The sequence below is a fragment of the Asticcacaulis biprosthecium C19 genome (assembly GCF_000204015.1).
GTDB lineage: Bacteria > Pseudomonadota > Alphaproteobacteria > Caulobacterales > Caulobacteraceae > Asticcacaulis > Asticcacaulis biprosthecius.
Window position 1 is genome coordinate 449,700 of record NZ_GL883077.1, and the last position, 13,935, is coordinate 463,634.

7 protein-coding genes are annotated in these 13,935 nt (G+C 61.9%); 2 read left to right on the top strand and 5 right to left on the bottom strand.

Annotation, left to right across the window (positions count from 1 at the left end):
* Positions 1 to 204: 204 nt before the first annotated feature.
* Positions 205 to 669, top strand: coding sequence for a hypothetical protein (locus ABI_RS02415; RefSeq protein WP_006271228.1), 465 nt, complete (start codon positions 205 to 207; stop codon positions 667 to 669).
* Positions 670 to 708: 39 nt separating this feature from the next.
* Here the strand turns inward: ABI_RS02415 and ABI_RS02420 are convergent, their stop codons facing one another.
* The 3 genes from ABI_RS02420 to mutS all read right to left on the bottom strand — a co-directional run bounded on the left by ABI_RS02420 (position 709) and on the right by mutS (position 7,742).
* Positions 709 to 2,082: a cytochrome P450 gene (locus ABI_RS02420; protein WP_006271229.1), complete on the bottom strand. Its 1,374-nt coding sequence runs from the start codon at positions 2,080 to 2,082 to the stop codon at positions 709 to 711.
* Positions 2,083 to 2,162: 80 nt separating this feature from the next.
* Positions 2,163 to 5,009, bottom strand: a complete 2,847-nt coding sequence (locus tag ABI_RS02425) for a [protein-PII] uridylyltransferase (protein ID WP_006271230.1) — start codon at positions 5,007 to 5,009, stop codon at positions 2,163 to 2,165.
* A gap of 24 nt (positions 5,010 to 5,033) precedes the next feature.
* The gene (mutS, locus tag ABI_RS02430; protein WP_006271231.1) at positions 5,034 to 7,742 is read right to left on the bottom strand and encodes a DNA mismatch repair protein MutS; all 2,709 of its coding nucleotides are present in this window, start codon (positions 7,740 to 7,742) and stop codon (positions 5,034 to 5,036) included.
* Positions 7,743 to 8,117: 375 nt separating this feature from the next.
* On the opposite strand from mutS, the gene ABI_RS02435 reads away from it, so the two are divergent.
* On the top strand, positions 8,118 to 10,400 hold the full coding sequence (locus tag ABI_RS02435) for an NADP-dependent malic enzyme (RefSeq protein ID WP_006271232.1): 2,283 nt from the start codon (positions 8,118 to 8,120) through the stop codon (positions 10,398 to 10,400).
* A 107-nt stretch (positions 10,401 to 10,507) separates the two neighbouring features.
* On the opposite strand, the gene ABI_RS02440 is transcribed toward ABI_RS02435, so the two are convergent.
* Both ABI_RS02440 and ABI_RS02445 read right to left on the bottom strand, forming a co-directional pair.
* Complete coding sequence (locus tag ABI_RS02440) at positions 10,508 to 12,316, bottom strand: AmpG family muropeptide MFS transporter (RefSeq protein ID WP_006271233.1); 1,809 nt, start codon at positions 12,314 to 12,316, stop codon at positions 10,508 to 10,510.
* A 58-nt stretch (positions 12,317 to 12,374) separates the two neighbouring features.
* Positions 12,375 to 13,889, bottom strand: a complete 1,515-nt coding sequence (locus ABI_RS02445; RefSeq protein WP_006271234.1) for a response regulator — start codon at positions 13,887 to 13,889, stop codon at positions 12,375 to 12,377.
* Positions 13,890 to 13,935: the final 46 nt, after the last annotated feature.

Sequence of the window (13,935 nt, forward strand, 5' to 3'; positions counted from 1 at the left end):
TGAAGCGCAATCCGATAAAGTGTGCAGCACTTTTCGGTAAAATTGCGCGACACAACAAAAACCTAGAGCGGGCTTTTGATTCCATCAAAACGCAGCCCGCTCTAGCGGCAAGTCCCTAGGACCAAAACTCGACAGCGCTGATTCCGGGGATTGCCGCAACTGGCTGTGTGGGTATAGTGGCCTTGCACATCAGAGGGGCAAACCATGAGACTGAAACTCGGCGCCATCGCGTTCGCAGCGGCATTTTTGGGAACGGCGCCCGCGCACGCCGGCGCCTACAGCGACGAACTGACCAAATGTCTGGTGGCATCGGCCACCGCCGACGACCAGAAGAGCCTGATGCTGTGGGTATTTTCAGCCCTGGCGCTGCATCCCGACATCAAAGCCTATTCGAACATCACGTCCGAACAGAGAGACGGTTTCGACAAGAAGACCGGCCAGCTTTTCACCCGGCTGATCACGGTCGATTGCCGCAAGCAAACGATCGACGCCGTCAAGCACGAAGGCGAGGAATCCATCCAATCCAGCTTCAACGTTCTGGGTCAGGTCGCATCAAAAGGGCTGTTTTCGGCACCCGAAGTGTCCCAGGGCATGGCCGGCCTCATCAAGCACCTCGACCTGAATGCGCTGGCGGCCGTCCTCATGGAAGGTGGCGTTACACCCAAGTGACCTGAGGGTTGCAAGCCGTACCATTGAAACGCCGTCTATCTATGCTGCTGGCAAGGCTTGAGTCAGGCGAAACAGTGGATCTCGGTCTGGCACGGTGGTAACCCGGAATACCGGCAGGACCGGTTGGTTATCTGTGGCTGTGACCGTGAATCGCGACAAGAGGTGCGCCAGCAGGATCTGGCCCTCCACCATGGCAAAGCTGGCGCCGATACAGATGCGCGGCCCGGCGCCAAAAGGCAGATAGCCTTCCATCGTCGTCCAGGGCGCATTCACGCCGGCGAATCGATCCGGCATAAATGCCGTTGGCTGATCCCAGAATTTGCGATGACGATGCAGCACGAAGGGGCTGATCCAGATTTCGGTGCCGGCGGAAATCTGGTGACCGTCGATCACATCCGCGCCCATGGCCCGGCGGGTCACGTAGGCGGCCGGCGGATAAAATCGCAGCGCCTCCAGCAAGGTGTTGCGCAGTCGTGGCCAGTGGGCCAGATCCTCCATGCGGGTAACGCGATCGGGGGTGAATGCCGCGATTTCCGCCCGCAGACGGTCCTGCTCTGCCGTATCAAGCGATAGAAGATAACTGGCCCAGAACAGCATCCGCGACGTCGTCTCGAAACCGGCCGCCAGCATGGTCGAGCACTGATCGCGGATTTCGGCGTCAGTGAGACCTTCGCCGGTTTGCGGATCGCGGGCGCTGAGCAACAGGTCGAGCAGGTCGCCGCGGGCGTGGGCCTGATCCCCGCCGGCCGTACGGCGTTCGGCGATCACACCGTCCACCATGGCGGTCCATTTGCGGCTGAAGGCCTTGCGCGACGCCTGAGCCCAGCCGAAGTCGTCTTCTGTCCGGGCCATGCCGTCCAGCGGATTGGGCCGGCCAGCGCCACCCAAATATTGACGCACCATAACCGGAATATCGGCATGGTGGCCCTCGGCCTTGAGCGAAAACAGTGCTTTCAGCACGGCATCCAGAGCGGCTCGGTGAAACACTTCCGACAGCCGGACATTCCCGCCCTGACCCAGACGCGACAGCATCTGTTCGCCGGCCGTCTGGAAATGCGGGATCAGGTCGTTGATCGCGGCGGGGCTGAACAGGGGTGCCAGCATCCGCCTTTGCCGCCGCCACTCCGTCCCCTCTGCCAGAAAAACGCCCCGGCCCATGGCCGGCCGGAATAGCCGCGCCAGCACCACCGGCCGTTCATAATTGGCCATGTTGTCGAGCAGGACGTGCTTGATCCCGGCGGGATCATTGATCGACAAGGTGTCGATACCGAAAGCCTCGGAGCGCGCATACAGGCTTTCGAAGGCCTGTTCGGAATAGATAGACAGCGGATTGATGAAAAACTGCGGCAACCACCGCCATTTCGGCAGCGGGCGGGGATGGATCTTGTGGGCCGGCGGATGGATCAGTGCCATGGCGGCATAGTCTGCCGCTTTTGTGCCGGTATCAAGGCGCGGAATGCCGCAGCTCGATAGAAACAGGGCGTCACAACGCTCTATCGTGCCAGAGACGCCCGCGCCTGGGTCAGGGGCTTCTTCGGCGGCTGTTCGGCGCGCTCCAGGACCTGGAGCAACTGCTTTTTCAGCACCTGTTTCTGGCCGGCGGTCAGCTGCGACTTTTTGAAGTGATCCGTGACGTAAAAGGCGTCGACGGCGCGTTCGCCATAGCAGTCGATGTGCGCCGAAGCGATGTCCATGCGCAGGCGCGCCATAACATCGACCAGATCCGCCAGAAGACCCGGACGGTCACGGCCCGACACCTCAATAATCGTCGCATTGGCCTTGCTGGCGTCGTCGAAGGCTACGGTCGGCGCAATGGCAAAGGCCGCGGTGCGCCCGGCCAGTGCAGACCGGTAGGCCACCGGCGGCGGCAGATGGCCCAGAGCGGCCTGTTCCAACTGCTGTTCGGCCTGTTTCATGCGCTGCGCATCGTCGTGGCCAAAGGGCAGGCCCTGGCTGTCCTGAACGTAGAAGACGTCCAGGGCGTGGCCGCTGGAGGAGGTAAAGACCTGGGCGCCGACGACGTTGCCGCCCATATTGGCAAAGGCGCGCGACAGGTCAGCGAACAGGCCCGGCCGGTCATCGGCCGAGATCGAAAAGGCGGTGGCGTTGCGGCCGATGTCGATGCGGGCCTTGGCCGCCGGTTCGGAATCGAAGGTCGACCACACCAGGGCGGCATGGCTCTTGATGTCGTCGGCCGAAAACGAGAACAGATAGGATTCGTCCATGGTCTCAAGCCAGGCGGCCATGTCGTCGTTCTTGTCACTCAGTGACGCGCGGCGCTCCTGAGCGCGGCTGCTCAGTTCCTGGCGCACCTGGGCGACGGCATCATTGCCGCGGCCGCCGCGGAAGGCGCTTTCGGTGGCGGAGACCAGGTCGCGCATCAGCTGGCCCTTCCAGGCGTTCCACACGCCCGGCCCGACGGCGCGGATATCGGCCACGGTCAAGATCAGCAACAGACGCAGACGTTCCGGCGTTTCGACGATCTGGGCAAACGCCGCCACGGTTTCGGGATCGGAGACGTCTCGCTTCTGAGCGTAGTCGCTGAGTACCAGGTGATGGCGGACCAGCCACGCGACCTGCTCGATCTTCCAGTCGGGCATTCCGAGACGTTCGCACGCCTTCTTGGCCGCGATCTCGCCGCCGATTTCCTGGCCGTGCTCGCCGCCCTTGCCGGTGTCGTGCAGCAACATGGCCAAGTACAGGCTCTCCTTGTCGACCAGTTGCGGCATGATCAGGGTGGCCAGCGGATGTTCGTCCTTATACCGGCCGGTATCAATGCCATGGATGACATCAACGGCACGCAGGGTGTGCTCATCGACCGTATAGGCATGATACATGTTGAACTGGGTCTGGGCGACGATGCGGCCAAATTCCGGGATATAACGCCCGAGCAGTCCAGTCTCCGACATCATGCTCAGCGTCTTGTACGGATTGCGGCCGCGCACCAGCAGGTCGAGAAAAAGCCGTGCCGCCTCAGGGTTTCGCCGCAGAGACGGCGTCACCAGTTTCAGGTTGCGCGCGATCGCCGTGAAGGCGTCCGGGTGCAGGTCCAGCATCAGGCGGTCGGCCATCTTGAACAGCAGGAACATGGCCACGGGTGACTTCTGGAAGATGTCGGGGCTGTTGACGCTGAGACGGCCCTGCGTGACGACGAAGCCCGGATGGTCGGCCTTGTTAAGGTTCATCAACCCCGACTGCAGCATGTTGGACAGGCGGGCCAGGGGTTTGGCCTGCTGGGCTTCCAACTTCGTGCAGAAGGTGCGTGTCAGGGCGCCGACTTCCTTGGACGTCACGAAATATCGGCGCATGAAACGCTCGACGTTCGGTTCACCCTGACGATCGACAAAGCCCATGCGGCGGGCGATTTCGGGTTGCAGGTCAAAGCTGAGCCGTTCTTCGGCCCGTCCGGCGGCCTGGTGCATCAGGATGCGCACCTTCCACAGGAAGTCGAAGGCACGCAGGAAGATATCGCGTTCCTTGTCGGTCAGCAGGCGGTCCAGTACCCCCCAATCGGCCTTGCGCTTTTCCCCGACGATGCGCGGCTTGGTCTGGCCGGCATCCGCTGCAGCCATGTATTGCGCGACCCAGAACAGGGTGTGCAGGTCGCGCAGGCCGCCCTTGCCTTCCTTGATGTTCGGTTCCACCACGTAGCGCGTTGCACCGGCTTTGAAATGGCGGCTGTCACGCTCTTCCAGCTTGGCGGCGACAAAGTCGAACATGTTCGACTTGAGCCCTTCCGACGCCATGCGGTCTTCCAGTTGCTGGACCAATTCGCTGTCGCCGGCAATGTGGCGGCGTTCCAGCAGGGCGGTCATGATGGTGTGGTCGCTGCGGGCGAATTTCAGTGTCTCGTCGACCGTGCGCGACGAATGGCCGACCTTTATGCCTAAGTCCCACAGGGTATAGAGGATGAACTCGATGACCGATTCCGAGTGCGAGGTTTCCTTCCAGGCGCGCAGAAACAGCAGGTCGAGATCGGATTGCGGCGCCAGTTCGCCGCGGCCGTAGCCGCCGACGGCGACCAGACTGAGGCGTTCGCCTTCGGTGGGGTTACGGGCGCGATAGACGTGGGTAAGGGTAAAATCCCACAGCGCTGAGACGACTTCGTCGGCCACCTTGGCCAGCGACCGGGCGGTGGCCAGGCCGCCCTTGCCCTCATCGATATGGCTCAGGATGCTGGCACGGCTCAGGTCCCACGCTTCTTTCAGGATACTGACCGCGCGACGGCGCAGGTCGGAGGTATCACCGCTGGACTCCTCGAACGCCTGGGTCAGGGACTGACGCAGGGCGCGGCCGTCGATACGATAGGCCGGCGCCGCCGGTGTAGTCAGGGTCAACATACGGTTCTTTTTACCTGGATTTACTCAGCCGTCGGTTTTAACCAACTTGTGTAAATTATAGATAACTTCCAAGGCTTCTTTAGGGCTTAAATCGTCAGGATTCAGCGATTTCAAAAGGGTTTCCGCCTTGGAGTGCTCACGCGAGACGGGTGCCGGGGCCCGGGTGTGCGAGAACAGCGGCAGATCGTCCAGGCGCAGCTTGGTCTGGTTGTCTTCTTCCAGGCGCGTCAGGATATCGCGGGCGCGGGTAACCACCCCGCCGGGCATGCCGGCCAGGCGCGCCACCTGCACGCCGTAGGAGCGGTCGGCCGAACCGGCGCGGACCTCATGCAGGAAGATCAGCTCGCCATTGTGCTCGCGTGCCTGGAGGCTGAGATTGCTGAGCGCCTTCAGGCGTTTATCCAGCACGGCCATCTCGTGATAGTGGGTGGCGAACAGGGCACGGCACTGGATGCGGTCGTGCAGGTCCTCGGCACAGGCCCAGGCGATGGCCAGGCCGTCATAGGTGGCCGTGCCGCGGCCGATTTCATCCAGGATGACGAAGGACCGCGTCGTCGCCTGCTGCAGGATGGCGGCGGTTTCGACCATCTCCATCATGAAGGTCGAGCGGCCCTGGGCCAGGTCGTCACCAGCGCCGACCCGCGAAAACAGACGGTCGACGACGCCCAGATGCATGGCCTTGGCCGGCACGAAAAGTCCGGCCTGGGACATGACGATCAGCAGCGCGTTCTGGCGCAGGAAGGTCGACTTACCCGCCATGTTCGGGCCGGTGACAAGCGACAGCCGCGCCGATATCGCGCCTTCGGCATCGAGGGCCACATCGTTGGGTGTAAACGGCTTACCCTGGGACTTGAGCACGGCGCAGACCACGGGGTGGCGGCCTCGGCTGATCTCGAGGCGTTGAGTATCGTCGATGACCGGGCGGGTGGCGTCGAACTCTTCGGCCCAGCACGCATTGGCGCAGGCAACGTCCAGGGCGCAGATGGCGTCGTGGGCGGCCTGGATCTGCGGCGCGACGGAACGGACCTCGTCACGAAGGGTCTCAAAAAGTTCCATTTCGAGGCCGAGCGCGCTGGCGGCGGCGCGCTGGATGCGCGAGTCGAGGTCGACCAGTTCGGTGGTGACGAAGCGGACCTGATTGGCGAGGGATTGCCGGTGGATGAACTGTTTCGCCGTATCCTGCGCCACCAACTGTTCGGCCAGCTTCTGGCTTAGCTCGATGAAATAGCCCAGGACGTTGTTGAACTTGATGCGGATGGCGATGCCGGTTTCGGCGGCCAGGCGTTGTTCCAGGTTCAGGACGATCTGGCGGCTGTCGTCGCGCAAGCCGCGCATTTCGTCCAGTTCGGCGCTGTAACCAGCGCGAATGAAACCGCCGTCCTTCAAGGAGAGCGCCGGCTCTTCGACCAGGGCGCGTTCCAACCGGGCGCGCAGGGCGGCCACGGGCGGGGAGGGGATCAGGGCGGTGATAACGCTGTCGATTTCCGCCGGCAGCACCGGGTCGATACCGTCATGGGCGGCATCGTTCAACGTCGCGGCCAGGGTTTCGCCGACGGTCAAGCCATTCTGGATGACGGTTAAGTCGCGCGGTCCGCCGCGGTTCAGCGACAGGCGCGACAGGGCGCGGACCTGGTCGCTTAAAGACCGCATCAGGTGGCGCAGGTCGTTGCGGGCATCGCGGCGCGGCAGCAGCCAGGCGACGGTGTCCAGCCGGGCATTGATGGCGTCGGGCTGGAACAGCGGCCGGGCCAGGCGCGCTGCCAGCAGACGGCCGCCGCCGGAGGTGACGGTCATATCGAGCGCAGCGATCAGCGAGCCTTCGCGCTTGCCCTGTTGCGTTCTGTCAATCTCGAGCGAATTACGCGTGGCGGCGTCGATCGCCAGGTGGTTGTGCGAGATTACCTTTGCCGGCGGTTTCAGGACCGGGCGTTTGCCGGCCTGGGTGACGTCGATATAGGCGGCCAGCATGCCGAGTGCCGACATTTCGGACGCCGAGAAACTACCGAAACCATCGAGCGTGGCCACGCCGTACAGGTAGAGCAGGCGCTGTTCGCCAGCGGAGGGATCGCTGAGCGACGACGGTTGCGGTTGCAGGACGCCGCCATATTGTTTGAGCAGCCCGAAAACGGCCTCGTCCTGCAGCAGCCGATCGGCGACCAGGGTTTCGGACGGCCGCAGCGCCGACAGGTGCGAGCTCAAGGTCTCGGGCTCGATTTCGAGGCATTCGACATCGCCGGTCGACAGTTCGACGCTGGCGATCGCCATCACGCCGCCGCGTGAGGACAGGGCGATCAGCCGGTTGGCGCCGCGGTCTTCCAGCAGGGTGTCTTCGGTCAGGGTGCCGGGCGTAACGACGCGGACAACGCCGCGTTTGACGACGGACTTGGAACCCCGTTTCTTGGCTTCGGCCGGGTCTTCGAGCTGGTCACAGACGGCAACGCGAAAGCCCAGGCGGATCAGCTTGGAGACGTAGGCGTCCAGGGCGTGGGCCGGTACGCCGGCCAGAGGTATGTCCTTGCCCTGATAGACACCGCGCTTGGTCAAAGCGAGCGACAGGGCCTGAGACGCCACCACGGCGTCATCGAAGAAGATTTCGTAGAAGTCGCCCATACGGAACAGCAACAGAGCGTCGGGATGTTCCTGCTTGGTCTTGAGATATTGCGCCATCACCGGCGTGGCGTCGGCGAAATCCGTGGCGTCTTTGGGCGAATCGATCGGGACCTGGGCGTTCATCGGATGAAATTAACCCTTGTTAACGCTTGTGGAAAGACGACAGGCAAAAACGTTCACAATTAACCATTAGAACAAAATAAGAACACAATCAAGTTCCGTTACGTTATGCCCGTTGGAAGTCACTGAGTCGCGGCGCATAGCGTCTTAAAAAATCAGCGTAGTTTCCATTGGGGTAAGGTGTCAGTGACTTTCCAACAAACCTTAGGGAAGAATTCGATCCCAAAAAGTCACACCTCGTGCGGCGTTTCACTTTCCGGTCTACAAAAATACACGCCAAAGGCAGTTGCGGCTTTATCCCTTGGTCATTGTGTTCTAGTAGCTTTAGCCAACAAAATCATAATCATAATACAAATTGCCACACAGAGTTCCGGACCCATGCCGAGCGAAAAACAGACTTTCAGCGACGACGAAGCCCTTTATCTGCACCAGTATCCGCAGCCCGGCAAGATCGCGCTCCTGCCGACCAAGCCGATGGCGACCCAACGCGACCTGGCCCTGGCCTATTCGCCGGGCGTGGCCGTTCCGGTGCGGCGCATCGCCGAAAATCCGGAGACTGCTTACGACTATACCGCCAAGGGCAATATGGTCGCGGTGATTTCCAACGGCACGGCCATTCTGGGTCTGGGCAATCTGGGGGCCTTGGCCTCCAAGCCGGTGATGGAGGGCAAGGCGGTTCTGTTCAAGCGTTTCGGTGATATCGACAGTTTCGATATCGAAGTCACGACGCAGGATCCGGACGAATTCATCACCGTGGTCAAGAACATTACGGCGTCGTTCGGCGGCATCAATCTGGAAGACATCAAGTCGCCAGAATGCTTCATCATCGAAGCGGCGCTGCAGGACCTGGCTGATATTCCGGTCTTCCACGACGATCAGCACGGCACGGCCATCATCGCTGCGGCCGGCCTGATCAACGCGCTGGAAATCACCGGAAAGCGCATCGAAGACGTCAAGGTGGTGCTGTGCGGCGCGGGTGCTGCGGGCCTGTCGTCCCTGTCGCTGATCAAGGCGCTGGGTGTGCGCCACGACAATACGACCGTCGTCGACATTCATGGCGTGGTTTTCGAAGGCCGCAAGGTCGATATGGATCAGTGGAAATCGGCCCACGCCACCCGGACCAACAAGCGCACTTTGGCTGAAGCCATGGTCGGCGCCGACGTGTTCCTGGGGCTGTCGGCCAGGGGTGTGCTGACCTCGGACATGGTGGCCACCATGGCCGCCAATCCGATCATCTTCGCCATGGCCAATCCGGACCCGGAAATCACGCCGGAAGATGTCGCCAAGGTGCGATCTGACGCCATCGTGGCGACGGGCCGGTCGGACTATCCGAACCAGGTCAATAACGTCCTGGGCTTCCCGTACATCTTCCGTGGCGCGCTGGACGTACGCGCGCGCCGGGTGAACCACGAGATGAAGCTGGCCGCCGCCAAGGCTCTGGCGATGCTGGCGCGTGAGGATGTGCCGGACGAGGTCGCTGCGGCGTATCAGGGCCGGCACCTGAAGTTCGGCAAGGACTACATCATCCCGTCGCCGTTCGATCCGCGTCTGTTGTGGTATGTGCCGCCCTTTGTCGCCCAGGCGGCGATGGATACGGGCGTGGCGCGCAAGCCGATCACCGACATGGACGCCTATCGCAAGTCACTTGAGCAGCGGCTTGACCCGTCGGCGGGCCTTTTGCAGAACATTACCTCGACGGTGCGGTCGCGTCCGGCCAAGCGCATCGTGTTTGCCGAAGGCGAGGACATTTCGGTTATCCGCGCGGCGCATGCCTTCAAACAGTCGGGTCTGGGGATTCCCTTGCTGTGCGGTCGGGAGAACCTGATCCGGGACAATATGCGCGTCGCCGGTCTGAACCCGGACGAAGAAGATATCGAGATCATCAACGCCCGCAAATCGCACCGGCGCGACGCTTACGCGCAACTGCTGTATGCGCGGTTGCAGCGCAAGGGCTATCTGAAGCGCGACGTCGAGCGGCTGATCAATCTGGATCGTAACTCGTTCGCCGCGGCCATGCTGATGTCGGGTCATGCCGACGGTATGGTGACAGGTGTGACGCGGGCCTTTGACCAGGCGTTCGAGGAAGTGATGCGCGTGGTCGACCCGGCGCCGGGCGGTCGGATCATGGGTATGTCGATCGTTCTGGCACGCGGCAAGACCCTGTTCATCGCTGACACAACGGTGTCGGAGCTGCCGTCACCTGAGGAATTGGGCGACATCGCCATCGAAGCGGCGACGGCGGTGCGCAATATGGGCCATACGCCCCGTGTGGCGTTTATGAGCTATTCCAACTTCGGCAATCCGGCGGGTGAGCGGTCGGAGCGGGTGTCGCAAGCCGTGCGGCTGCTGGAGCAGCGCGGGGTCGATTTCGAGTTCGAAGGCGAGATGTCGCCGGAGATCGCTTTGGATTCCGCCCGTTGGGTCAACTATCCGTTCCAGCGTTTGACGGCGCCGGCGAACGTGCTGATCATGCCGGCCATTCATTCGGCGTCGATCTCGACCAATCTGATCGAGGCGATTGGCGGGGCAACGGTGGTGGGACCGCTGTTGCTGGGCCTAAGTAAGCCGGTGCAGATCTGCCAACTGTCGGATTCGGTGAGCAAGATCCTGACCATGGCGACGTTTGCGGCATATGACATACGTGCGTCGGTCAAAGTGTAACGCTGTCGAGTTATGGGGTGAAGGGGCCCGAGGCCCCTTCTCTTAAATACAAGAAAAAGACCGGCCCACTTAGGGACCGGTCTTTTTCTTGTTCCTAAGGCAAGGGGTCACGACCCCTTGACCCCATCACCGTCCGTGTCATCCTTCTGTCGTTGCACCGTAATCAGCCACAAACTCAGCGCAATCGCGGCTATCCCGATCAGCGAAGAGTAGGTGAAAAACACGATGTAGCCGGTCCCCAAGGCTTCGCGGGTGACGCCCATAACCTGGGCCGGCTTGGCATAGGCGGCTTCCGGCAAAGCGCCAAACCAGCTTTTCAGGCTGAACCCGCCATTGTCCGCCGCCTTGGCCGAAGATTCCACGATCCGGCCGGACTGTGAGGCCAGAAGCTTACCCGGCAGGGCGTACAGCGAGGTAAACAGGGCATATTGCTGGGCGGCATAGCCCTTGGAAATCAAAGACGACATGTAGGCGATCAACACGGTGCCGGCGACGCCGCCGGAGGCGTTGTCGATGCCCAATGCGACCGAAAAGGCGACCGGGAACTCCCACACACTGCCCCACGGCATGGTGAGATGCACCATATCATTGCCCTGGGTCGCCAGCCAGGCATAGGCCAGGTTCGAGAACGACCCAACCACCGCGCCGAAGATCAGTGCCGTCTTCATACCGAAACGGGCCATCACGATCCCGCCCAGCGCCACGCCCAGCATGGTCATGATCACGCCGAATATCTTGCGGACCTCGGCAATGATCGCCAGGTTATAACCCAGGTCGACATAGAAGGCGCCGTTGACGTTCAGAAGGAAATCCGAAACGCGGTACACGCAGATGGTGGCGAACATCAGCCAGGCCAGGTTCTCATAACGCTCGAAAAAGGCCGCGACCGGCACGATAAAGGTCTGTTTCAGATAGGCGCCCGGCCGGGTCAGCCTGCGGTCGGCCCCAGGCTTCTCACCTTCCGATACGATCAACTTGCCGCGCAACGGGATACAGGCCAGCCCCACCAGACCCAACCCCGTTAGCACGGCCGGAACCTGGATAAAGACGCCCAGGGCCTTACTGGTCCACAGCCCTTTGGCGGCATCGAAGGCCTCCGGTGACGGGAACAGCCATTTAAACAGGTCGATATTGGCCGTCAGGCCACACCCTATCAGACAGATGCCAACCGCCATGACCGCAAGCCGCGCAACCCATTCCACCAGTTCGAGGCTTGGATTGGCCACGGCATTGCCGTAGTCGATGGGCCGAACCCGATGTTCCCCCTCCTTGGGTGCCAGGAGAACGCCGATGATTCCCAGAATCATCAGCGCTGCCATTATCGCATAGGCAACGCCCCACCCCCAACCCAGTCCCTTTTCTTCATCCGCAATCAGCAGCGGTATGACACCCGACACGAACGGCGCGATGCGCGCCCCCCAGGCGGTGGCAGTGGCCATGATTGCCTGGCGATCGTCGGACTCGCCGGCCGTTTCAATCCGCCAGGCGTCGATAACGATGTCCTGAGTGGCACCGGCAAAGCCGATGACGATGGCGGCTATGGCCATCAACCCCAACTGAGTCTGTGGGTTCATGGTTGAAATTGCCCACAGCCCCAGCATGATGACCGCCTGGCTGAGGAGGATCCAGCTACGGCGGTGGCCCAGCATGCGCGTCAGACCCGGCAGACCGACGCGGTCCAGCACCGGCGCCCAGACAAATTTCAGACTGTAGACAAAGGTGACCAGCGAGAAATAGCTGATCGTGGTCAGCGACAGGTCCGCCGTACGTAGCCACACCGACAGGGTGTCAAAGATCAGGGACAACGGCAGGCCGGACGAAAAGCCCAGCAGGATCATCACCAGGGCCGGCCGGGTAAAGAAGGGTTTCACGCTCTGGATGAACGTCTTCCTTTCCGCCTTTGGTGATTCGGACATATGGGCCTCCCAGTTACTTCGCCGGAGAGCCTAGACCAGTTTACCGAAACGGCAAGCCTTAGGCGCTTTTGACCTGAGGCCGGGCGCCGGTCCAGGTTTGCAATCGCGCCTTCAGCGCCACCAGCTCGATAGGTTTGGTGAGAAAGTCGTTCATACCGGCGGCCAGGCAGGCGCGGCGGTCTTCCTCGTAGGCATTGGCGGTCAGGGCGATAATCGGGGTGCGCACACCGAGGGCGCGGACCTCACGTGTCGTTCCCAGACCATCCAGGCCCGGCAAGCCTAGATCCATAAAGATCAGGTCGAACTTGCGGTCTTTCAGGACGTCGATGGCTTCTTCGCCCGATGATGCCCGCTCGACGCGGCAGCCTTCACGCTGGAGCAGAATCTGAGCCAGCAGGGCATTGACGGGGTTATCCTCGACCAGCAACACTGCCTTGTCCTGGCCGGACTCCGTGATGATGCGGTCGTCGTCATTGTGCGCCGGCGTGACGCCCTGGCCCTGGAGCGCTTCCAGCCGTTCAATCAGCGAGGCGCGACGCAGAGGCTTGATGAGATAGCCCGCCCAGCCGTGTTCGCGCCATTCGGCGATTTCGTCGCGTTGTTCTGGCGTAAGAAGGACAAGACTGCGCGGTGACGGTGCCATGACGGGGCCAGCAAAGGCCGCGCGGTCGGCCAGGATCAAACCCTGCGAAGCGTAACAATCTTCGACGCCCGGGACATCACGCAGTCGGACGTCGTGGGCTGCCAGGTGGCTGCGGGCGCCGTCGACCAGGACCGGATTGGCGCTGATCAGGGTGACGGTGCGCGGATGCTTCGGCGCCGCGCCGCGCAGACGCAGGCCATAGGACGCCCGGAATTCGACGCTGAAGGTCGACCCCTTGCCGATTTCGGACTCAAGGCTCAGCGTGCCGTCCATGACTTCGACCAGCTTCTTGACGACCACCAGGCCCAGGCCGGCGCCGCCATAACGGGTGGCGTGGGTGGGATGGACCTGGCCGTACTCCTCGAAGATGCGTTCGCGAGCTTCCGGTGGGATGCCCGGACCGGTGTCGCGGATGCTGAAGCGGATAAGGTCGTCGTCGGTCAGGCCGACCTGGATCAGAACCCCGCCGGTCGCGGTGAATTTGATGGCATTGCCGGCCAGGTTGAACAGAATCTGGCGCAGCCGGCCCTCGTCGGCCTGGATGAAGTCCAGGCGGGGGTCCAGGCTCCATGCGATCTCGATATGATTGGCGTGGGCGCGCGGCGACAAAAGTTCGGCGACGCTTTGTAGCAGGGGTTCGAGATGGACCTCGCCGGTTTCCAGTTCGATGCGGCCGGCATCGATGCGCGCATAGTCGAGCAGGTCGTTGACCAATGTCAGTAAATGCTCACCGGAATGGCGTGCGGTAGTAAGGTAGGAATTCTGATCGGGGCTCAGCGGCGTCTTGGCCATCAGGTCCAGCATGCCCATCAAACCATTGAGGGGGGTGCGGATTTCGTGGCTCATCAGCCGGAAGAAGTCCTCACGCGCCTTAAGCTTTTCTTCGGGCGAAGGTGTGTGGCTTTCTGAGTCGGTACGCAGGGGCGACATTCGGTCTGTACATCCATCGTTCTGATGGGCACCACATTAGGGTACA